We start from the raw sequence: 21,584 nt of genomic DNA on the forward strand, positions 1-21,584 counted from the left end.
ACCGAGTGGATCTGCCGCGAGTTCCCCCTCTTCGCCCGCGACCTGCCGCAGCGCCGAGTGCTCGACGCCGCCGGCTTGCGCGACTTCTCCCACGACTGCGCCCAGACCATCAGCCGCGATCGCTGGGCCATGGCCGGCGTGTCGGGCCGCTTCTCGGACCCCCTCTACAGCCCCGGAAGCGACCTGATCGCCATCTACAACACTCTGATCGTCGATGCCATCGAGACCGAGGACGACGACGAGCTGGCCGCCAAGGTGCGTCTCTACGAGCAGCTCATGCGGGCCTCCTACTCGGCCTACGAGCCGTCCTATGCCCTGAGCTACGACGCCCTCGGCGATGCCGAGGTGTTCTCCCTCAAATACGGCTGGGAGCTGTCCGTCTACTTCGGCTTCTATGTCTTTCCCTTCATCAACGATCTGTTCACGGACCGCCGCTTCGCGGTGTCGTATCTCAAGGCCTTCTCGCGCCTCGGCCCCCTCAACCGCGGTATCCAGCAGCTGCTCAGCGACTACTTTCAGTGGAAGAAGGAGCACGTCGCGCCGCCGGCCGAGCCGCTGTGCTTCGACTTCACCCAGCTCGGCACCCTGGCGGCCGCCGAGAAGACCTTCTATGAAGTCGGCGTGGACGTCCCCCAGGCCCGCCGGGTGTTGCAGCAGCAGCTCGAAAACCTCGACGAGCTGGCGCGCCTGGTCTACGCCCGCGTCGCCGCGGTGGTGCTCGCCGAGCCGGCGGTGCTCCACAACCGGGCCTTCGTCGAGGCCATCGACCCGGCGGCCCTCGAGTTCGACCCGGACGCCATCAGGCAGCGCTGGTCGCAGGCGGCCGCCGACACCGACCGCTGGACCTGGTCCTTCGACCCGGCGGTGCTCGACGTCTTTCCGACGGCCCGCCGCGCCGGCCTGCTGGAACAGGCTTCGTGACCCAGGCCGCAGCTCCCCTCGAGGTGCTCTTCGAGCTCGACCCTTGGGAGGGAACCTGCGAGCTCGAGGCGCCGGCCACGACCCTCCCCGACTGGCTCGACGGCACCTGCTACTTCAACGGACCGGGTGCCTTCCGCAAGGGCGAGCTGGCCTATCGCCACTGGCTCGACGGCGACGGCATCGTCTCCGCCCTGACCCTCGGGCAAGGCCGCCAGCGCTTCACCCGTCGCTTCGTCGCCAGCACCAAGCGCCAGGACGAGGCGGCCGCCGGGAGGGCCCTCTACCGCACCTTTGGCACCGCCTTCGAAGGCGATCGCCTGCGCCGCGGCCTCGGTCTCGAATCGCCGGTCAACGTCAGCGCCGTCCCTTTCTCCGGCACGCTGCTGGCCTTCGGCGAGCAGGGCCTGCCCTGGTCCCTCGATCCGGTGACCCTGGAAACCCGCGGCGAGCACACCTTCGGAGGTCGTCTCAACGCCATCAGCCCCCTCTCGGCCCATCCCTGCATCGATCCCGAGAGCGGCGAAATGTTCAACTTCGGCCTTTCCTACGCCGCCCGGCGGCCCCTCCTCAACCTCTACCGCTTCGCCGCCGATGGTGAGCTGCTGTCGCGCCGCCGGATTGGACTGCCCTATCCCTGCTCGATCCACGACTTCGGCCTCAGCCGGCGCTTCGCGACTTTCTACGTCAACCCTCATCTGCTCGACGTCGCCTCGCTGATGAACGACGGCCGTGCCGTCCTCGACAGCCTCTCCTGGCAGCCCGATCTCGGCAGCCAGTTGCTGGTGGTCGACCGTGAGTCGGGAGCCGAGACCGCACGCCTCGACATCGCCGGCCGTGCCTGCCTGCACCACATCCACAGCTTCGAGGCCGACGGGCTCTTGTTCATCGACGTCCTCGAGCTCGATGAGCCGGCCTACGAGCAGTACCAGCCCCTGCCGTCCCTCTATGCCACCGTCGCCGCCGGCCGGCCAACTCGTTTCGTAGTCGACCCGGAAGCGTCGCGCTTGCTCGAGGAGCGCCGCCTACCCTACGACTCGGCGCCGGACTTTCCCGCTTTCGACAGCCGCCTCGCCGACCGCGACTACGACGACTTCTGGTTCCTCGGCATCTCGGAGCGCGCGCGACCAGGCGCCAAGTTCTTCGATCAGCTCTGCCATCTGCGCTGGAGTGACGAAGGCCAAGATCTGTGGACCTGCCCCGCCGGCCAGGTCCTGGCCAGCGAGCCGATCTTCGCCGGCCGCCCCGGGCGCCCCGGCGAAGGCCTGATCATCTGCCACCTCTTCGATCTGGCGGCGCGCCGCTCGGAGATGCTGTTTTTCGACGCTGGCGAGGTCGCCGCCGGTCCCCGCCATCGCCTGACCCTGCCGGCCGCCATCACCGCCTGCTTCCACGGGACCTTCGCCGCCAGCTCAGCCTGACTGCCCCGCGCCGCGCCCAGCGCCTCGGCCGACAAGGTAGCGCCCGATAGCCCTGCCTCGGGCGTCCCCCTCGGCAGGTTTGTTTTCGTCTCCGAGACCTACCCTTTTCACCGCATAACGCAACAGCACCAGAGAAGGATTCGATATCGATTCATTCTCTGGGGGGACGTTGCGATGGAATTTGGGGCGAGGGTCCGGGTCCTGGCGCTGGCGCAGAGCTTGATCACCACTCTCCAGGGCGACAGCCCGGGAGCTCTCCTCGACCTCGGAGACGAAGATCCGAGATCTCTCTACCGGCAGCTGCTGGTCTACGACGAGCCGGATCGCGACGACCGCCCCTTGTTCATCGCCGCCGAGACCTACGAAGCGGAGGGCAGGCCCGCCGCCGCCGCGGTTCTCTTCGCCCTCGAGCACGATCGCCGGCTGAACGCCGAGGGTCCCTTGGAACGGACCGCCCGCGCCGCCTTGCGCTTCCGCCTGGCGGCCGCCCTCTGGCGCGACGGCGGTCGTCTCTTCATCCAGCAGGCGATTCCCGTCCTCGAGGGCATCCTGCAGCACCTCGACGACGATTCGCCGGCCAATCTGCGGTTTCACGTCCTCGAGCACTTGGGCTACAACCGCGCCGCCCTCGGACAGTCGCGAGAGGCGGCCGAAGCCTTTCTGCGCGCCGAGCGCTGGGCGCCGAACGGCGACACTCGGGGCGCCGTCATCGTGCTCGCCGCCGAGGCCCTCGATCACGGCGTCGGCCAGCACGCGGCGGAGCACCTGCTGCGCTCCCGCTGGCAGGTGCTGAAGGACGTCCAGGATGTCCAGGTACTCGGCCGCTGGCTGCCCTTCCTCTCGATCCAAAGCGACGCCGAGGAGGAATAGCCGGGCCCGTCATCGCCGAGCCCGGCCAGGCCTCTGGCAGTATTCCCTGTACTGCCGGACATTCCGAGTGCTAACATGCACCAGCACCTATTGAAAGGGGCCCTTCGGGCCGACTCCGCTCGGCCCGAAGACTGAATTCGGGAGGACTCCGCCGCTTCCTCCCTCCGAACCACTCGTTGATGAGGAGGAAGCAAGATGGCGCGTCATCTCCGCTGGATTTTTGTCGCCGCGGCCTGCTTCGGCGCTCTCGCCCTGGGAGCCCAGGCCGTCACCCCGCAAAATCAAACATCGCAGGACAGCCCACCGAGCTACGCCGAGGTGATGGCCCGGGTGGCCGTGATCCACGCTCCCGGCACCGGTGTCGATCCCGAGAATCTCGATCTCGAGGCCCTCAAGGTCGCGATCGACCCGCAGACCGGAAAAGTGCGTCCGGTGGCGCCCGAAGAATCGCGTCGACTGGGGACCAAAGAGCGCGCCATGCTGAGCCGCTCGGCGGTCGGTCTAAGCTCCGTCAAGCGGGCCGATGGCAGCGTCAGCCTCGATCTGCAGGGACGTTTTCTGAGTCTGTCGACGGCGCGCGTCGAGGCCGATGGCGGGATCCACGGCCTGTGCGTCGACTCGCTGCAGGAAGCCCACGACCACCTCGAGGGCCAGGAGGTGAGCGATGTCGAGTAGCTGCCGTTCATTCCTCGCCGCCCTGCTCCTGACCCTCGTCGCGCTGCCGCTGGCGGCGGCCACCGTCACTATCGTCAACGTCGACCCGCCGGGCGTCGGCTTCAACGACCCGACGCCGGCCGTGCCGGTGGGCGGCAACCCCGGTACCACCCTCGGCCAGCAGCGCCTGAATGCCTTCCAGTACGCCGCCGGCCTGTGGGCCGCGACCCTCGACAGCACGATCGAGATTCGGGTCCAGGCGAGCAATCCTCCGCTCAACTGCGACGCCTCCTCGGCGGTGCTGGGAGCGGCTGGCACGATCCAGATCTTCGCCAACTTCGCCAACGCCCCGTTCACCAACACCTGGTATCCGGTGGCTCTCGCCAACAAGCTGGCGGGGAGCGACCTGGCGCCCGGCGCGCCGGGCACCAACGCCGATGACCTGGTGGCGTTCTTCAACTCCGATATCGATAACAATCCCAACTGCTTGGCGGGCACCAACTGGTACTACGGCCTCGACCACAACAACGGCACCGACATCGACTTCGTCGCCACCGTCACCCACGAAATCGGTCACGGCATCGGCTTCGCCAGCTTCACCGACGAGTCCACCGGTCAGTACATCGGCCCGCCGTTCTTCCCTTCGATCTTCGATCGCTTCCTGTTCGACAACGACCAGGGCTTGTTCTGGGATCAGATGACCAACGCCCAGCGGATGACCTCGGCGGTCAACTGCTGCGGCCTGGTGTGGGACGGCCCGCAGGTCAACATGTTCGCGCCGCTGATTCTCGATAGCGGCGCCGCCGGTCTGCAGATTTCGGCACCGGCGGGCATCGCCGGCTCCTATGCCGTCGGCACGGCGAGCTTCGGTCCGCCGTTGGCGAGCCCGGGAGTCAGCGGCACCCTCGAGCTGGTCAACGATGGCGTCGGCACCACCAGCGACGGCTGTGAGGCGCTGGTCGGCTTCACCGCCGGCAACATCGCCTTGATCGATCGCGGTAGCTGCGCCTTCACCCAGAAGGTGGTCAACGCCGAAGCCGCCGGAGCAACGGCAGTGATCATCGCCGACAATGTCGCCGGCTGCCCGCCGCCGGGACTCGGTGGCACCGACCCCGGCATCGGCATCCCGTCGGTGCGCATCACCCTCGACGACGGCAACCTGATCAAGGCCAACCTGCCGGGCGTCACCGGAAACGTCGGCATCGATCAGAGCCAGCTCGCCGGCGCCGACGAAGACGGCAACGTCAAGATGTTCTCGCCGGATCCGGTTCAGCCGGGCTCCTCGATCTCTCACTGGGACACCAGCACCTTCCCCAACCTGACCATGGAGCCCTTCGCCACCGGCGATCTGACGGACGATCTCGACCTGACGCCGATGGCGATGCACGACATCGGTTGGATGCTGCTGCAGACCTGTGGCAACAACCTCCGCGAGGGCATCGAGAAGTGCGACGGCACGGACCTCTTCGGGCAGACCTGCCGCAGCCAAGGCTTCGACGGCGGCGCGCTGGCCTGCTCGGCGACCTGCGACGCCTTCGACACCTCCGCCTGCTTCACCTGCAACGACGGTCCCAGCAAGGGGTCCTGGAATCAGCCGGACAGCCTCTCCTTCGGCAGCATGGGAGGCTATCTCTACGATTCGAGCGGTGCCATCGTCTACAAGATCATCGGCACGCTGACGCCGACCAGCACCACCAGCGGCATCATCAGCGGCATCATCTATGACGGCAACGCTCCCGACCCGGACTTCTTCTTCTCCGGCAACTACAAGGAGTCGAACAGCGGTAGCGTCGACTTTGGCAGCTTCGAAGCCAAGATCGTGCCCTTCGGCAGCAACGCCGCGGTGGGATCCATCGCCGGGCGCTGGAAGGACAAGCAGCCGCTGTCTTCGATCGGGATCTTCGAAGGCAAGTGGGAGATCTGCCAGTAGGGATCGGCCAGGACTCGTGAGGGTCCGACCAGGTCCGGACCTGGCCCCGCGCCGGGTCCGGACCGATTTCGCTTCAGTGGGGCGAAATCTCGACGATGACCTTGCCCTCAACGCCACCCGCGGCGAGCGCCTGGTAGGCGGTGGCGATCTCGGCGAAGGGCAGCACCCGGTCGACCACCGGCTGCAAGGTACCGTCCTCGAGCCAGGGCTCGGCGACGGCGTGGAAGGCGGCCACCAGGCGTGCCTTCTCTTCCCGCGGCCGCGGTCGCAGAACGGATCCGACGATCCGTAGCCGGCGGCGCAGAACGACATCGAGAGGAATCTCCGCCGTGCGTCCCGCCGTGATCCCCACCAGCACCAGGCGTCCGCCGGTCTTGAGGGCCAGCAGCAGCCGCGGCAGCCATTCGCCGCCGACCAGATCCATCACCAGATCGAGGCCCTCGCCGCCATTGGCGCGGCGCAGCGCCGCCGGCAGGTCGGAAGCCATCGGCACCGTGACGGTGGCGCCCAGATCGCGCAACGGCTCGAGCGCCGCGGCACGCCGACCGACGGCCAGCACCCTTGCTCCGAGGGCTGACGCGAGCTGCACCGCAAAGCTGCCGACACCGCCGTTGGCGCCGGTGATGGCGACCGCTTCGCCACTCGACATGCGCCCCTCCTCCACCAGGTTGGTCCAGGCCGTCAGCGCCGCCTCCGGGACCGCCGCTCCCTGGACGAAGCTCCAGCCATTCGGTAGCGGCATGAGCTGCCCTTGGGGGACGGTCACCAGCTCACCGTGACCGCCACCGGCGAGCAGGGCCATGACGCGATCCCCCACCCGCCAGCCCTCGACCTCTTCCCCGAGGTCCGCGATCACGCCGGCACACTCGAGCCCGGGTACTTCGCTCTCGCCGGGCGGCGGCGGGTAGAGTCCGCGCAGCTGCAACAGATCGGCGCGGTTGAGGCCGGCGGCGCGCACCTCCACCAGCACCTCGCCACGGGCCGGCAGGGGATCGGCGAGGTCGCCGAGGAAGGGCCACGGCGTCTCGGGATTGCGGGTCGGAAGCACTGCAAGCATGACGCGCTCAGGATACACTCACGTCCTACGAAACATCACACCACATCGCGAGAACAAGGACCGCCATAGGGCTCGGTGGTTGCCGATCCGGCCGACAAGGGAGACAGGGAGAGTATGCAAGGGAAAGACCGTCTGCGCACCATCGAAGGGCTCGCCGATCATCTCGGAATCGACCGTCAGAATGTCATCCCGTACGGCACCGAGAAGGCCAAGGTCCAGCTCGACGCCCTCGACAGCGACCGCCCCCAGGGCAAGCTGGTCCTGGTGTCGGCGATCACGCCGACCAAGGCCGGCGAAGGCAAGACCACCACTTCCATCGGCCTCGCCCAGGGGCTCGCCCACATCGGCCAGCAGGCTGCCCTCGCGCTGCGCGAGCCGTCCCTCGGACCGACCTTCGGCATGAAGGGCGGCGCCACCGGCGGCGGCCGCTCGATCGTGATTCCGGAAGCCGACATCAACCTCCACTTCACCGGCGACTTCCACGCCATCTCGGCGGCCAACAACCTGCTGGCGGCCCTCCTCGACAACCACCTGCACCACGGCAACGAGCTCGGCATCGACGTCCGCCAGATTTCCTGGCGGCGGGTTGTCGACCTCAACGATCGCGCCCTGCGCAACGTCATCGTCGGCCTCGGCGGCCCGATGCAGGGGGTCCCGCGGGAGAACGGCTTCGACATCACTCCGGCCTCGGAGGTGATGGCGGTGCTGTGCCTATCCGAAGGTGAAGAGGACCTGCGGGCACGGCTCTCCCGACTGCAGGTGGCAGTCAACCGCGACGGCGACCCGGTGACCGCCGCCGACCTCAAGGCGGTGGGCTCGATGATGGTGGTGCTGAAGGACGCCCTGATGCCCAACCTGGTGCAGACCATCGAGGGCGTGCCGGCCTTCATCCACGGCGGCCCCTTCGCCAACATCGCCCACGGCTGCAACTCGGTGCTGGCCACCAAAATGGCCCTCGCCAACTCCGACTGGGTGGTGACCGAAGCGGGCTTCGGCTTCGACCTCGGGGGCGAGAAGTTCTTCGACATCAAGTGCCGCTCCGCCGGCCTCGACCCGGCGGTGGTGGTGCTGGTCGCCACCGTTCGCGCTCTCCGCCACCACGGCAGCGGCAGCGGCGACAACGACCCGGCGGCGGTCGCCGCCGGCATCCCCAACCTCCAAAAGCACATCGAGAACGCCCGCCAGTTCGGCTACGAGCCGGTGGTCGCCCTCAATCAGTTCGGCGACGACACCGAGGACGAGATCGCCGTCGTCGAGCGCGCCTGCGCCGAGATGGGAACGCCCTTCGCGGTGTCCGATCACTTCGGCCAGGGCGGTGTCGGCGCCGCCGACCTCGCCGCCCTGGTGGTGGCCCACGCCGAATCCCACCGCCAGCCCCATCGCCCGCTCTACGAAGTCGACCAGCCGATCAAGGAGAAGATGGAGACGGTCGCCCAGCGCATCTACGGTGCCTCGGCGGTCAACTACACGCCGAAGGCCGAGAAAGACCTGCGGCGGATCGAGAATGTCGGCCTCTCGAACCTGCCCCTATGCGTCGCCAAGACGCCGGCGTCGCTCTCCGACAACCCCGCCCTGGCCGGCCGGCCAGAAGGGTTCGAGATCACCGTCGGCAGCGTCGTCGCCGCCGCCGGCGCCGGCTTCGTGATTCCGCTGCTCGGCAACATCCTGCGCATGCCGGGCCTCGCCAAGGTGCCCCAGGCGCACCACATCGACCTGGTCGACGGCGAGATCCGAAACTTGCGTTAAGTGCGGTAGTTGAAGTCGATTCAGGGGGCCTGACGGCCCCCTGAGAAGGACAGCAGCGCATAGATCACACCGGCCGTCCCCAGGCTGACGAACCAGCCGTGGGTGTAGAGGCCGGACCAGAAGGGCGCCACGGCGATGGCGCCGTGGGTCGCCTGGGCGAGGAAACCCGGGAGATTCGGCAGGATTCCCAGAGCCATCGCCAGCAAGGCGCGGCCGTTGAAGCCGCGGCGAAAGCTGTAGGGCCCATCGGGCCGGTAGAGCCCTTCCACCTCCAGGCGGCACCGGCGCAGCAGGAAATAGTCCACCAGCATGACGCCGGCGATGGAGCCGAGGAGAGCGCCATAGCCGATCAGCCAGGTGAAGATGTAGGCCCCGAGGTCATTGAACAGGCGCCAGGGCATGATGGCGATACCCAAGCCGCCGGTGATCAAGCCACCGGTCTTGAAGTCGATGCGCCGCGGTGCGAGGTTCGAGAAGTCGTTGGCCGGCGACACCACGTTGGCGGCGATGTTGGTCGAGAGGGTCGCCAGGGTGAGCCCGAGGAGCGCGAGAACCACCGCCCAGCCCTCGAATCTGGCGAGTAGCAGCACCGGATCCCAGATCGCTTCGCCGAAGGCCAGCACCGTGGCACCGGTGACGGCGACGCCGACAAAGGCGAACAGTGTCATGGTGGTCGGCAGTCCGACGAGCTGGCCAACGAACTGATCGCGCTGGCGGCGGGCGAAACGCGAGAAGTCGGGGATGTTGAGCGACAGCGTCGCCCAGAAACCCACCATCGCCGTCAAGTTGGGCCAGAACAAGCGCCAGAAGTCGCTCGGCGGAGCCTCGCTGTGGACCGCGTCCATGCGACTCAACAGAGAGCCCAGGCCGCCCCCTACCCGCACCGCCCAGGCGAGCAGACCGAGGCTGATCAGCAGTAGCACCGGCGCGGCGAAGACTTCGAGACGCTTGATGCTCTCGATGCCGCGCAAGATGATGGCGATGTTGAGCGCCCAGAACAACAGGAAGCAGGCCAGTTGCCCGGCCGAGATGCCGACGATGGGCAGGGCTTCCGCCACCCCCGCCGGGGTGAATTCGAAGAGCACGGCCAGTAGGCTGTAGATCGCCGAGCCGCCGATCCAGGTCTGGATCCCGAACCAGCCGCAGGCGACCAGCGCCCGCATCAGCGCCGGGACATTGGCCCCGAGAGTGCCGAAGGAGGCGCGCAGCAGCACCGGAAACGGAATCCCGTAGCGGGTACCGGCATGGGCATTGGCCACCATCGGCACCAACACCACCAGGTTGCCGAGGGCGATGGTCGCCAGCGCCTGGCGCCAGGTCATGCCTTGGGAGATGAGCCCGGCGGCCATCGTGTAGGTCGGAATGCAGACCGCCATCCCCACCCACAGGGCGGCGAAGTTCCACCAGCTCCAGGTTCGACCCGCCGGCGGCACTGGCGCCAGGTCGGCGTTGTACAACGGCGAGCTCTCGATTCCCTCGCGGTCCATAGGCCCTCCCGGCCTCGATCTCAGCAGAGTAACCGCCGGAGCGTACCAGCCTCGTCTGCGTCCTCGGCGCCCTGAGAGCTCGCCGAGACGCAAAAAGGGCGGGCTCGAGGCCCGCCCTTTTCAATCGACCGCTGTGCCGGCCCTAGCCGGCTTTCTCGGCCTTCACCGGCGCCAGCCGCGGCTTGGCCGCGGAGCGCGCCTTCTTGGCCTCCAGCTCCTGGCGCTCGCGGAAGCGAATGATGCCTTCCTCGATCCACTTGTGATGGCCCTTCAGCACCCGCATGGCGACCGAGTACTTGCGGCTATCGTCGTTCGACCACAGGTCGCGGAAGAGCTGCTTGATCTGGCGCCGCGAGGTGCGGCAGAAGAGATCCGCCAGCTCGATGGCGTTGCGTGCATCGCGGCTCGCCTGCTGCGACAGGGCCTGGGCCCGGCACACCGACGCCGCCATCGCGAAGAGCTCGTTGGCGATGTCGACCAGGCGGAACAGGAAGGCCTGCTTGTTCTGCAGCTTGGCCTGGTGCACCACCATGCCGTGGAAGACCTGGCGGGCGAGCTTGCGCGAGCTGCGCTCGACGAAGCGCAGGTGGCCGGCGAGGCGGCCGAACTCCTCGTAGCGCGGGTAGTGGCCCCAGCCCAGCCAACGGGTCGGGTACCAGGTGCCGTAGAAGGCGCCCATGTTGGGCAATGCCGCCGCTTTCTCGGCGACGCTCTTCTTGGGATCGATCAAGTCACCGGCGACCTGCAGGTGCTTGTCCACCGCCTCGCGGGCCATGAAGAGATGCATGATCTCGCTCGAACCCTCGAAGATCTTGTTGATGCGGTAGTCACGCATCACCCGCTCGACACCGGCCGCCTCCTCACCGCGGGCGATCAGGGACTTCTCGGTCTCGTAGCCGCGACCACCGCGGATCTGCATCGTCTCGTCGACGATGCGCCAGGTGTGGAAGGTGTTCCATTCCTTGGCGGCGGCAGCTTCGAGGCGGATGTCGTAACCGCCGCGGTCGGCCATCTCCGTCGCCAAAGCGGCCACCGACTCCATGGCATAGGTGTAGGAAGCCATGTCGGCGAGCTTGTGGGCGATGGCCTCGTGCTTGCCGATCGGCTTACCCCACTGCTCGCGCTCGGCGGCGAAGGTGCGGCAGATTTCGAGACAGGCCTTGGCGGTGCCGACGGAGCCGTTGGGGATCGACAGACGACCATCGTTGAGGGTGGTGAGGGCGATCTTGAGACCGCGGCCCTCGGCGCCGATCAGGTTCTCGGCCGGCACCCGCACGTCCTTGAAGCTGATCACGGCATTGGCCAGAGCGCGCAGACCCATGAAGTGACAGCGATGCTCGATCTTGACGCCTTCCCAGGCGGTCTCGACCACGAAGGCGCTGATCTTGCGAGTCGCCGGGTCCGTCGCCATCACCACCAGCAGCTTGGCGAGGGTGCCGTTGGTGCACCACAGCTTCTCACCGCTGATGATGTAGTCGCCGTTGTTGTCCTTGACCGCGGTGGTGGTCATGCGGGCCGGATCGGAACCCACCTGAGACTCGGTGAGGGCGAAGGCCGAAATCTCGCCCTTGGCACAACGCGGCAGGTACTTCTTCTTCAGCGCGTCACTGCCGAAGAGCTTGAGCGGCTGGGGCACGCCGATCGACTGGTGCGCCGAGAGCAGGGCCGAGAGGTTGCCGTCGACGCTGCCCAGCAGGCGCATCACCTTCTGGTACTCGGCCGACGTGAAGCCGAGGCCGCCGTACTCCTTGGGAATCTTCATCCCGAAGGCGCCGAGCTTGCGCAGACCATCGACGACGCTCTCCGGATACTCGCCGGTGGCGTCGATCTCGACGGCATCGACCTCGTCGCGCAGGAACTCGCGAATCGCCTGGTAGAAGGCGCGGAACTCGGGGCGCTCCTCGTCGTCATTGCGCGGCAGCGGGAAGGGGTGGATCAAGTCGAGGCGAAAGTTGCCGAGAAACAGCTCTCGCATGAAGCTGGGCTGCTTCCACTCTTTCTCCCGCGAAGCTTCGGCAACCTCCATCGACTCCGCTTCGCTGACCTGAATGCGCTTCTTCTCTGCCATGGCGAAACCCCCTGTGCTGGTGAATCCTTCGGCCCTTATGCCGCGTCTCGGCAATTAGTCTAGCAGAGTCGGCGACCTGGTCAAAAACTCAGGAGCCAAAGGGCTTCTCGAACGATCCCCGAGTTCGCTGTGGGTCTGGATCGAATTTCCTTGCCGCGGGCCGGCAATTACGAACGTTCGTCCTCTTTCTTCCACACCGCCAGGGCCACCCCGAGGATCACCAAAGCCGCCCCGATTCCCACCCGAACGGTCAGGGTTTCTTCGAGAAACAGGGTGCCGGTGACCACCGCCACCACCGGCACCGCATAGGTGATCAGGGAGAGACGAGTCGCCGGCATGCGGCCGAGAAGCCAGAAGTAGACCGAAAAGGTCACCGCCGAGCCGAAGATCGCCAGGTAGAGGATGGCGCCCACCGACGAGACGTCCCAGATCATTTCCCGATCGCCCTCGACGAGGGCCGCCAGGGTGCCCATCACGGCACCGGTCAGCAGCATCGGCACCGCCGTGATGGAGAGCGGATGGAGGCCCTTCCCCCAGCGTTTGGTGGCGACATTGGCGAAGGCCGAGACCAGCGGCGAGACCAGGAACAGGCCGGCCGCCGCCGCGATCCCGCCACCCAAGGCGCCGACCTCGCCGACCGGCTCGGCGAGGCGGCTGAGGTCCTCGGAGAAGATCACCGCCACCCCAGCGAAGCCGATCAGGGTGCCGCTCAGGGAGCGCGCCGTCAGGCGCTCACCGGGCAGCCAGAAGTGACTGAAGGCGGCGACGAACAGCGGAAAAGTCGCGAACAGGACAGCGGCCAGGCCGGACGAGATGCGCTGCTCGGCCCAGTAGACGATGCCGTAGGAGAGGGAGAAAGAGAGCAGGCCGTTGAGGGCCCACAGGGCGACCTCGCGACGACTCTGGCCGAGGCGAACGCGGAACAGCGGCACCATCGCCAGCAGGACAGCTCCCGCAAGAGCGAAGCGCAGCGCCACGCCGGTAAAGGGGGGCGTGCCCTCGAGGCCGATGCGGATCGCCGCCCAGGTGGTCCCCCAGATCAACACCAACACCGCGACCGCCAGTCGATTCATGGCCTCCCCCAGAGAAACCGGCCGCGAATCGTCGGGTCGTGCGGCGGCTACGGATAAATGCGGTAGAGCATTCGAGGATACGGAATTGTCTCACGAAGGTGAGGGACTCCGCACATCCAGGCAACGAAACGCTCGATTCCCATACCGAAGCCGGAATGGGGGAAGCCACCGTACTTGCGGACGTCGAGGTACCACTGGAAGGCCTCGACGGGCAGGTCGTGCTGCTGAATGCGCTCGAGCAGCAGGTCGTGATCGTGGATACGCTGACTGCCGCCGATGATCTCGCCGTAGCCTTCAGGAGCGAGCAGGTCGAGACCCAGCACCACTTCCGGATCCTCCGGGTCGGGCTCCATATAAAACGCCTTCATCACCGTCGGGAAGCGACTCACCATCACCGGACGGTCGAAGTGGTTGGCGAGAACGGTTTCGTCGTCGCCACCGAAATCGTCGCCGAACTCGAGCTCGTGGCCCTGCTTGCGCAGGATCTCGAGAGCTTCGCGGTAGGTGATGCGCGGGAACGGCGGAATGATGCGTTCGAGGGCGGCGGGGTCCCGCTCCAGCACCTCGAGATCTTCCTGACAGCGCTCGAGCACTCGCCCGACGAGCTCACAGACGAACTCCTCGGCGAGCTCGCAGAGGCCATCGAACTCGAGGAAGGCGACCTCCGGCTCGACCATCCAAAACTCCATCAGATGGCGGCGGGTCTTCGACTTCTCGGCCCGAAAGGTCGGTCCGAAACAGTAGACCTTGCCGAGGGCGGCGGCGGCGGGCTCGAGGTAGAGCTGCCCCGACTGGCTGAGGAAGGCCTGGTCGCCGAAGTAGTCGGTCTCGAAGAGGGTCGAGGTGCCCTCGCAAGCCGCCGGCGTCAGGATCGGCGAGTCGATGAGCGTGAACTCGCGCCGGTAGAAGAAGTCACGAATCGCCTGGCAGACCTCGCTGCGCACACGCAGCACGGCGCGCTGCTTGCTGGAGCGCAGCCAGAGGTGGCGATGCTCCATCAGGAAGGCGGTGCCGTGCTCCTTGGGGGTGATCGGAAAGGGCTCGCTGATCTGCAGCACCGAAAAATCGGTGAGCTGAACCTCGACCCCCCCGGGCGCCCGCGGGTCGGCCTTGACCCTGCCACGCAGCTCGACCGTCGACTCCTGAGTCGAAGCCACCACGTCTTCCCAACCGGAGTCCGAGAGATCGGCCTTGCTGGCAACACACTGCACCACGCCGCTGCCGTCGCGGATCTGGAGAAAGCCAATCTTGCCGCTCGACCGCTTCTTCTGAATCCAGCCACGCAGATAGACGTGCTGGCCATCGAAATCGGCGAGGGATCGAATACTCGGAGTGGGGAGTCGGTCAGCCATAAGAGAGGGATTCTATGGGCCTCTCCGGCAGGGCGCAAGACGAGCCGCGGCCCTTCCCGGGAGAGCCCGGAAAGGGCCAGTGTCAGGCCCGTCCCTCAGCAGACGTCGATGCGATCCCGCGCGTCGCCGCCGCCGTTGCCGGCACCGTCGCTGTCGTTACCGCACTGCTCTTCTTCGCAGATTTCGAGCACCGCTTCACAGAACAGCTCGCCCCCTTCGAAGGAGTCCTGAGCGTCGGTGAGGCACTGCTCACGCACCATCTCGCAGTCCGACTGCGGAAAGTTGTTGTCGATACAGCCCTGGTAGCCGGTATGGCAGCCCGCCACCGTCTGAGCATGGCCCTGATCGAGGAACGAGTAGCAGGCGTCCGCCTCGGCAGCGCAGAACACCGAGCAGCTATTGGTCAAGGGCCGAGCTTCGGCGTTGGTTCCCCAGCTACCGAGGAGCACGAGAAGGGCGAGGGCCAGTCCCGTCGGAGCGGAAACGGAGAGAGTCTTGAGCTTCGCATTCATGGGCGTTCGTCCTCAGCAATCTTCGATGTCGTCTTCACCGGCACCACCACCACCACCGCCACCGCCCGGTCCACCGCCACCGGGGCACTCGTCTTCTTCACACATCAGCAGGACGCTGTCGCAGAAGAGCTCGCCGCCCTCTTTCTCGGTCATCGCGTCTTCGAGACACTGGTCCCGATCCTGCTGGCAGCGCTGCGGCGTGAAGATGCCCTGGTCCAGGCAGCCTTGATAGCTGGTGTGGCACCCCGGAACGGCGAGCGCATAGTCGGTGTCGACATCATCGAGACAGGCATCGACCTCGGCAGCGCAAAACACCGAACAGCTATCGGTCAGCGGGCGGGCGGTGGCCACAGAGGCCCATGAGCCCAACGCCAGGACCAGGACAAGAATCAGCAAAGCCTGGCCGGGAGGGCGAGTCGGACGATTCCGATCAGTCTCCATCGTGGTCTCTCCTTCGAGGAGTTGGTGAGGCCGAGCCCGGCCTCGGGGTGGATCCCCGAGAATCACCACGGCGCCGGCCGACGGGTGCTCGTGATGAGCACCGCATTCGGCACAGCGATGTACCTACTTACATTCGGTCATCGAAGGAAGGAGCCCTAGGAGAGGGCGTGGGGACCCTCGATGATCTCGAGGGCGGCGGCCGCGGCGGCCTGCTCGGCGACCTTCTTGCTCCGACCGGAGCCGACGCCGACGCGATCGCCGTTGAGGCGGCATTCGAAGGTGAAGGTCTTCGAGTGGTCGGGGCCCGTCTCTTCGATCAGGCGGTAGTCGGGCAGGGCCCAACCCTCCGCCTGGGCGAGCTCCTGAAGCCGCGTCTTGGCGTCGATCAGGGCACGGTCGCGGCGGAAGCGCATGGCGTCTTCGAGCAGCTCGCGAATCAATCGCGCCACCGGCTCGAGGCCACCATCGAGGTAAATCGCGCCGAGAACCGCTTCCATGCAGTCGGCCAGAAGGGAGTCCTTCGAACGGCCTCCGGAGCGTTCCTCACCGACTCCCAGTCGCATCAGCTCGCCGAGGCCGAGGAAGCGCGCCCGGCGCGCCAGCACCGGCCGCGACACCAGGTAGCTCTTGAGCTTGGAGAGCTCACCCTCGGGAACGTCCGGCAGAGTGCGATAGAGCCAGTCGGCGGTCACCATGCCGAGGACGGCATCGCCCAGGAACTCGAGACGCTCGTAATTGCCCGAGAAGCCGCGCTCGTTGGCGTGGGAGCGATGGGTGATCGCCAGCTCGATCAGCTCCGGCTGGCGGAAGCGATAGCCGAGCTGCTCCTCGAGCGGGCTCAAGCGGCGACCGAACCTCACCCGCGCCTCCTCGCGAGGGGGGCGAGTGACGGCATCGGTCCCGGAAAGATCATCGTCGGTTCTCATCGCCTCTTGAAACGCCGCTCGAGATCCGAGTCGGTCATCTCCAGAACAACCGGCCGGCCGTGAGGGCAGGCGTATGGATTCTCGCAGACAAAGAGCTCCGCCACCAAGGCTTCCATCTCGGTGGCCGACAGGGGGTGATGCATCTTGACCGCCGCTTTGCACGCCCGGCTCGCTGCCAGCGCTTCGAGGATCCGGCGACGCAGAGCCTCCGGCCCGGTGCCGCCTTCGTCGCTCTCCCCGAGCAGGGTGCGCAGCAGGTCCTCGGCCTCGTCCGGCGACAGCACCGCCGGAACCGCCGCCAAGGCGGCGCTACGCCCGGAGAGGCGGGCGACCTCGAATCCGCACCCCTCGAGACCCGGCTGCATCTCGCCGAGGCGCAGATCTTCCGCCGGCGAGAGCTCGAGCACCGGAGGCGTCAACAGCGCCTGGCTGGGGGTCGACTCCCGTTCCATCGCCAGCTTGAGGCGCTCGTAGAGGATGCGCTCGTGGGCGACGTGCTGATCGATCAGGTAGAGGCCGTCGGGACCCTCGAGCAGGATGAGCGTGCCCTTGTACTGGCCGAGGAGGCGAAAGGGGCGTTCCTCACCGGAGCGGCCGGAGAGGGGTACCACCGGACGCTTTTCCGGGGTGTAGCTGGGGGTGGCCAAACGCTCTTCGGCGTTCGCCGCCGGCGGCCCCGGGGATGCTTTCGTTCCCTCGCCGTAGGGGGCCGGCGGCGCGGCCACGCCATCGGCCCGGCGCACTTTCCAGTCCTCCTGGGGAGGCCAGACGCCCTTCGCCCCGCCCGGCGCCACCCGCGGGCGCTCGCCGAGCCCCTGCCAGGCCGCCGGTGCCGGCGGTCGAACCGGCGAACGCAGCGGCGCCGCCTCCTCGCCGCGAGCCGCCGCCAACCCCTCGCGCAGCCGTCCGTAGAGACGGTCGAGCACCGACAGCTCGCGGAACCGCACCTCGGCCTTTTGGGGGTGGACGTTGACGTCGACGTCCTCCGGCGGGACGTCGAGGAACAGGAAGAGGGACGGGTAGTCCTCGTTCTTCCACTCGTCGCGGACGGCGCGGTAAAAGGTCGCCAGCACCGAGCGATCCCGAATCAGGCGCCGATTGACGAACACGAAGAGGCGCCGACCGCGGGAAGTCGACGCCTTGCCCACCAACCCCTCGATGCCGTCGGCGCCGGCCGGCAACGGCGTCAGCTCACCGGCGAAGGGGCGTCCGAAGACCTGGGCGATGCGCTCACGAGCGCCCTCCAAGGTGCTGCTGTTCTTGACCGGCGGCGCCTCGAGCAGAGCGCGCCCCTGGTGCTGCAGCGAGAACTTCACGTCCGGCCGGGCGAGGGCATAGCCCTGCACCACCTCGACCACCCGCCGCAGCTCCGTCGCCGGCGCCTTGAGGAACTTGCGCCGCGCCGGCACATTGAAGAACAAAGAGGCGATCTCGAGGGTCGTGCCGCGCGCCCGGGCGGCCGGCTCCGCCACCTTGATGCGACCACCCTCGATGCGCACCCGATGGCCGTCCCCGGGCTCCTCGGCGGTGGTCAGCTCGACCCGGGCAACGGCCGCGATGGAGGCCAAAGCCTCACCCCGGAAGCCCAGCGTCGCCACCTGCTGCAGGTCTTCGAAGCTGTCGATCTTGCTGGTGGCGTGGCGATCGAAGGCCAGCAGAGCGTCGTCGCGCCCCATGCCGATGCCATCGTCGGCCACCAGAATGCGCCGTTTGCCACCCGCCTCGAGCTCGATGCGCACCTCCCGCGCCTGGGCGTCGAGGGAGTTCTCCACCAGCTCCTTGACCACCGACGCCGGACGCTCCACCACCTCCCCGGCCGCAATCTGGCTGACCAGGTGGTCGGACAGCAAACGAATCTTGGGCATGACGCCGGATCTTACCGCGAGCTCCTTCGCATCGCCCCCTACCCCGATACTCATCTAAACCTTGCTTCGACTCGCGAGCACTGCTGACCATTGCGGGCGCTTCTCGACGCCCTGACAGTCGTCTTGACCTGGAGGACCATTGACTGCACCCGACGACAACACCGACCGCCTGTTTCAAGAGACCTACGGCCAGCTCCGGCGCTTGGCCCAGTACCGCCTGCAGGGCGAGCGACGCGAGCACACCCTGCAGGCCACCGATCTGGTCCACGAGGCCTACATGGCCCTGGTCGACCAGGGAATCACCTGGCGAGACCGTCACCACTTCCTGCGCACCGCCGCCCGCGCCATGCGCCGCGTGCTGGTCGACTGGGCCCGCCACCGGGGCTACCAGAAGCGCGGTGGGGAACGCCAGCGGGTGACCCTGGCGGAAGGCCACGCCCTCGACTTTCCGGGGCTGCCCGAAGTCCTCGACCTCGACCTCGCCCTCCGCCGCCTCGAAGGCTTCGATGGCCGCAAGGCTCGGCTGGTCGAGCTGCGCCTGTTCGCCGGCATGACCATCGAGGAGGCCGCTCCCGCCCTCGGAATCTCGACAGCGACCGTCAGCCGCGAGTGGCGCGCGGCGCGGGCCTGGCTGGCCAAGCTTCTCCAATCCGCTCCGGACAGCGCCCTGGGAGAAGCGTGATGAGCCCGCTCCCCCGAGATCTCGAGCGCTGGCGCCGCGCCGACCAGATCCTGCAGGCTTGCCTGCCCTGCGACCCCCGGCAACGGCAGGAGATTCTCGACTCCTCTTGCGCCGACGACCCAGAGCTCCGCCAGCAGGTCGAGTCTCTTCTCGCCCTCGACGCCCACAGCCATCCCCTGCTCGATCCCACCGCCGGCCTCGACCTCGAGCTGCCGCCTCCCTTGGCCGCCGGCGACCACGTCGGGCCCTGGCGCCTCGGGAGAATCCTCGGCGAGGGCGCCGCCGCGTTGGTCTTCGAGGCTTTTCGGGACGACCACTCTTACCAGCGCAAGGTGGCGATCAAGGTCTCCAAGCAAGCCCTCCTCGCACCCGTCGCCCGCGAGCGTTTTCGCGCCGAATGCCAGATTCTGGCGCGCCTCGAGCATCCCGCCATCGCCCGCCTCTACGACGTCGGCCTGACACCCCAGGGCCTGCCCTTCCTCGTCCTCGAGCACGTCGCCGGAGAGCCCTTGGATCAGTGGTGCCGGCGCCAGCAACCGAGTCGCACCGCAAGGCTCAGGCTCTTCGGCAAGGTCTGTCGAGCCGTCGACTTCGCGCACCGCAATCTGGTCATCCACCGGGATCTCAAGCCCTCGAACATCCTGGTCCGGAATGACCAGCAGCCGGTGCTCCTCGACTTCGGCATCGCCCGCCTGACGGCGGAGGACGACGCCCAGCGGCTGACACACACCGGGTCCGCTCCGATGACCCCGCGGTACGCCAGCCCGGAACAGGTCCGGGGTCGAGAGGTCAGCACGGCGAGTGACGTCTACTCCCTCGGTCTCGTCCTCTGCGAGCTGCTCACTGGCCGCCTGCCGCAAGGCGCCATCGGACGACTAGACGAAGAGCCGAAGGCAACCACCGCCAGCCGACTGGCCGGGAAAGCCACCGCCAGCCTGGCGCCGGCGGAGCTCCGGGGAGACCTCGACACCATCGTCGCCAAAGCCCTCGCTCCAGAGCCGGAACAGCGCTACCCCTCTGCCGGTCAGCTCGCCGATGACCTCGACCGCCACCTCGACAAGCAACCGATCCTGGCGCGAGCCCCCACCTTCGGCTACTTGTTCCGGCGATTCGTCGCCCGCCACCGGTGGGCCACCGCCGCTGCCCTGCTCTTCCTCGGGTTGCTGGCGTCCTTCGCCGGCAGCATGGCCATCGCTGCCAACCGATTGGCGCACGAACGCGACCGCACCGCCGCCGAGGCCGCTACCGCCCAACAGGTGGTGCACTTCCTGGGCGGCCTCTTCGAAGGCGCCGAGCCGGCCTTTCATCAGGGCCGCGACGTCACCGCTCGGGAGCTCCTCGACCGCGGCGCGGCCCGCTGGCAGGGTGACGCCGCGGAGCACCCTTCGGAGGTCCAGGAAGCCCTCTCCCAGGCCATCGGCAAGGCTTACCTCGAGCTCTCGGTCTTGCCCGAGGCACGGCGCTTCCTCACCGTCGCCGAGGAAGCCTCCGACGACACCGCCTCGGTCGACACGCTGCTCCTCCTCGGGCGCCTCGAGTGGATCGAAGGCAACTACGAAGCGGCGCGCCAGCACGCCGCCCAAGCCCTCCGGCTCATCCCCGAAGGCGCCCCGTTGAAACGAGCCCAAGCGCTCGCCTTGCAAGCCCGCAGTGCCGGCATCGCCGGCGACCTCGATGCCGCCGCCGATCAGCTCGCAGCAGCCCTCGAGTCTCTGGCGCCCAATCCCGACGCCCACCCCGCTCTGGCGGCCACGATCTACCGCGAGCAGGCCTCGGTGGCCCTTTACCGCGGCGAGATGGAAGGCGCCGGCGATCTCGCCCGCCGCGCCATCGAGCTGTCGACCCGCGCCCATGGCCCCCTCCACCCGGAAGTATTCGATGGCCGCCGGCTCCTTGCGGCTCAGATTGCGATGACCGGAGACCGAGCGCCCGAAGGACCAAGTCACCGACTGCTCGAGGAGCTGCTCGCCGACCAGCAGCGGCTCTTCGGAAAGCAGCATCAGCAGATGGCCTGGACCCTCAACGATCTCGGCGCCAGCTTCATCCAACGCGCGGACCTCGCCGGTGCCGAGCAAGCCTTTCGCCAGTCTCGCGAGATGCAGCAAGGCCTCGGCCTCGACGACCACCTGCTGCAGGCGGTCACCGACGCCGGCCTCGGCGATGCCCTTTGGCGGCAAGGCAAGAGCCGGGCCGCCATCGCCCCCTTCGAGCGCGCCCTCGCCGGCGCCCGCCGGAAGGTCGAGGCCGGCTCCTACAACCTCACCTATCCGCTGGTCTTTCTCGCTCAGGCATTGGCCGACGCAGGCCGCTGCGCCGAAGCCGAGCCGCTACTGGTCGAAGCCGGCGACATCCTCGGCCGGGTGATGACCGACATCAACTTCCTGCAGATCAAGACCCGCTGGCTGCTGGGCTACACCCACCACTGCCTGGGCCGCAAGGAAAAAGGCGAGGCCCTGATGCATCAGAGCCTCGCCGATCTGGTCACCGCCGAGCTCGATCAACGCCCCAACCTGAGCAGAGAGATCGAGCACTGGCGGCAGGTGGTGGCGGGCGAAGCGACGGGGACGAACTTCGGACGTTGA

17 protein-coding genes are annotated in these 21,584 nt (G+C 67.5%); 8 read left to right on the forward strand and 9 right to left on the reverse strand.

The annotated features are described in order from the left end of the window. Positions 1-57 precede the first annotated feature (57 nt). The 5 genes from AAF604_10215 to AAF604_10235 all read left to right on the forward strand — a co-directional run bounded on the left by AAF604_10215 (position 58) and on the right by AAF604_10235 (position 5,793). Positions 58-921, forward strand: a complete 864-nt coding sequence (locus tag AAF604_10215; GenBank protein MEM7050026.1) for a hypothetical protein — start codon at positions 58-60, stop codon at positions 919-921. Beyond that, a complete protein-coding gene (locus tag AAF604_10220) occupies positions 918-2,339 on the forward strand; it encodes a carotenoid oxygenase family protein (GenBank protein MEM7050027.1) in 1,422 nt (473 codons plus the stop codon). Before AAF604_10215 ends, AAF604_10220 begins: the two co-directional genes overlap by 4 nt. Before the next feature lie 174 nt (positions 2,340-2,513). Next, a complete protein-coding gene (locus AAF604_10225; protein ID MEM7050028.1) occupies positions 2,514-3,209 on the forward strand; it encodes a hypothetical protein in 696 nt (231 codons plus the stop codon). A gap of 195 nt (positions 3,210-3,404) precedes the next feature. Further along, entirely contained in the window at positions 3,405-3,884 is a 480-nt protein-coding gene (locus AAF604_10230) for a hypothetical protein (protein MEM7050029.1), read from the forward strand. Then, positions 3,874-5,793, forward strand: a complete 1,920-nt coding sequence (locus tag AAF604_10235) for a PA domain-containing protein (protein MEM7050030.1) — start codon at positions 3,874-3,876, stop codon at positions 5,791-5,793. Before AAF604_10230 ends, AAF604_10235 begins: the two co-directional genes overlap by 11 nt. 73 nt (positions 5,794-5,866) lie before the next feature. On the opposite strand, the gene AAF604_10240 is transcribed toward AAF604_10235, so the two are convergent. Continuing rightward, entirely contained in the window at positions 5,867-6,850 is a 984-nt protein-coding gene (locus AAF604_10240) for an NAD(P)H-quinone oxidoreductase (GenBank protein ID MEM7050031.1), read from the reverse strand. A 114-nt stretch (positions 6,851-6,964) separates the two neighbouring features. On the opposite strand from AAF604_10240, the gene AAF604_10245 reads away from it, so the two are divergent. Next, a complete protein-coding gene (locus tag AAF604_10245; GenBank protein MEM7050032.1) occupies positions 6,965-8,596 on the forward strand; it encodes a formate--tetrahydrofolate ligase in 1,632 nt (543 codons plus the stop codon). 20 nt (positions 8,597-8,616) lie between these two features. Here the strand turns inward: AAF604_10245 and AAF604_10250 are convergent, their stop codons facing one another. The 8 genes from AAF604_10250 to mutL all read right to left on the reverse strand — a co-directional run bounded on the left by AAF604_10250 (position 8,617) and on the right by mutL (position 18,320). Then, a complete protein-coding gene (locus tag AAF604_10250) occupies positions 8,617-10,083 on the reverse strand; it encodes an NCS1 family nucleobase:cation symporter-1 (protein MEM7050033.1) in 1,467 nt (488 codons plus the stop codon). Between the two features lie 142 nt (positions 10,084-10,225). Beyond that, positions 10,226-12,151 carry an acyl-CoA dehydrogenase family protein gene (locus tag AAF604_10255; protein ID MEM7050034.1) on the reverse strand — a complete coding sequence of 642 codons (1,926 nt, stop codon included), beginning with the start codon at positions 12,149-12,151 and terminating at the stop codon, positions 10,226-10,228. Between the two features lie 167 nt (positions 12,152-12,318). Further along, positions 12,319-13,224 (reverse strand): EamA family transporter, encoded by a 906-nt coding sequence (locus tag AAF604_10260; protein ID MEM7050035.1) that lies wholly within the window; start codon positions 13,222-13,224, stop codon positions 12,319-12,321. Positions 13,225-13,271: 47 nt separating this feature from the next. Then, positions 13,272-14,576: an asparagine--tRNA ligase gene (asnS, locus tag AAF604_10265; protein ID MEM7050036.1), complete on the reverse strand. Its 1,305-nt coding sequence runs from the start codon at positions 14,574-14,576 to the stop codon at positions 13,272-13,274. 95 nt (positions 14,577-14,671) lie between these two features. Then, positions 14,672-15,088, reverse strand: coding sequence for a hypothetical protein (locus tag AAF604_10270; protein ID MEM7050037.1), 417 nt, complete (start codon positions 15,086-15,088; stop codon positions 14,672-14,674). Between the two features lie 12 nt (positions 15,089-15,100). Continuing rightward, positions 15,101-15,529 carry a hypothetical protein gene (locus AAF604_10275; protein MEM7050038.1) on the reverse strand — a complete coding sequence of 143 codons (429 nt, stop codon included), beginning with the start codon at positions 15,527-15,529 and terminating at the stop codon, positions 15,101-15,103. A gap of 155 nt (positions 15,530-15,684) precedes the next feature. Continuing rightward, positions 15,685-16,455 (reverse strand): ribonuclease III, encoded by a 771-nt coding sequence (gene rnc, locus AAF604_10280; GenBank protein MEM7050039.1) that lies wholly within the window; start codon positions 16,453-16,455, stop codon positions 15,685-15,687. Further along, positions 16,452-18,320, reverse strand: coding sequence for a DNA mismatch repair endonuclease MutL (gene mutL / locus AAF604_10285; protein MEM7050040.1), 1,869 nt, complete (start codon positions 18,318-18,320; stop codon positions 16,452-16,454). The genes rnc and mutL overlap by 4 nt, the downstream gene beginning before the upstream one ends. A 139-nt stretch (positions 18,321-18,459) precedes the next feature. Here mutL and AAF604_10290 point away from each other — a divergent pair, with 139 nt between their 5' ends. Both AAF604_10290 and AAF604_10295 read left to right on the forward strand, forming a co-directional pair. Further along, entirely contained in the window at positions 18,460-19,002 is a 543-nt protein-coding gene (locus tag AAF604_10290) for an ECF-type sigma factor (GenBank protein ID MEM7050041.1), read from the forward strand. After that, positions 19,002-21,584 carry a serine/threonine-protein kinase gene (locus AAF604_10295; GenBank protein ID MEM7050042.1) on the forward strand — a complete coding sequence of 861 codons (2,583 nt, stop codon included), beginning with the start codon at positions 19,002-19,004 and terminating at the stop codon, positions 21,582-21,584. The genes AAF604_10290 and AAF604_10295 overlap by 1 nt, the downstream gene beginning before the upstream one ends.

This window comes from Acidobacteriota bacterium (assembly GCA_039028635.1).
Classification (GTDB): Bacteria; Acidobacteriota; Thermoanaerobaculia; order Multivoradales; family JBCCEF01; genus JBCCEF01.

Bases quoted from the DNA above. Each gene is read 5' to 3' on its own strand.
- AAF604_10255 (MEM7050034.1), bottom strand. From the start codon at position 12,151: ATGGCAGAGAAGAAGCGCATTCAGGTCAGCGAAGCGGAGTCGATGGAG.
- AAF604_10240 (MEM7050031.1), bottom strand. From the start codon at position 6,850: ATGCTTGCAGTGCTTCCGACCCGCAATCCCGAGACGCCGTGGCCCTTC.
- mutL (MEM7050040.1), bottom strand. From the start codon at position 18,320: ATGCCCAAGATTCGTTTGCTGTCCGACCACCTGGTCAGCCAGATTGCG.
- rnc (MEM7050039.1), bottom strand. From the start codon at position 16,455: ATGAGAACCGACGATGATCTTTCCGGGACCGATGCCGTCACTCGCCCC.
- AAF604_10270 (MEM7050037.1), bottom strand. From the start codon at position 15,088: ATGAATGCGAAGCTCAAGACTCTCTCCGTTTCCGCTCCGACGGGACTG.
- AAF604_10230 (MEM7050029.1), top strand. From the start codon at position 3,405: ATGGCGCGTCATCTCCGCTGGATTTTTGTCGCCGCGGCCTGCTTCGGC.
- AAF604_10225 (MEM7050028.1), top strand. From the start codon at position 2,514: ATGGAATTTGGGGCGAGGGTCCGGGTCCTGGCGCTGGCGCAGAGCTTG.
- AAF604_10295 (MEM7050042.1), top strand. From the start codon at position 19,002: ATGAGCCCGCTCCCCCGAGATCTCGAGCGCTGGCGCCGCGCCGACCAG.
- AAF604_10235 (MEM7050030.1), top strand. From the start codon at position 3,874: ATGTCGAGTAGCTGCCGTTCATTCCTCGCCGCCCTGCTCCTGACCCTC.
- AAF604_10245 (MEM7050032.1), top strand. From the start codon at position 6,965: ATGCAAGGGAAAGACCGTCTGCGCACCATCGAAGGGCTCGCCGATCAT.
- AAF604_10260 (MEM7050035.1), bottom strand. From the start codon at position 13,224: ATGAATCGACTGGCGGTCGCGGTGTTGGTGTTGATCTGGGGGACCACC.
- AAF604_10250 (MEM7050033.1), bottom strand. From the start codon at position 10,083: ATGGACCGCGAGGGAATCGAGAGCTCGCCGTTGTACAACGCCGACCTG.
- AAF604_10275 (MEM7050038.1), bottom strand. From the start codon at position 15,529: ATGGAGACTGATCGGAATCGTCCGACTCGCCCTCCCGGCCAGGCTTTG.
- asnS (MEM7050036.1), bottom strand. From the start codon at position 14,576: ATGGCTGACCGACTCCCCACTCCGAGTATTCGATCCCTCGCCGATTTC.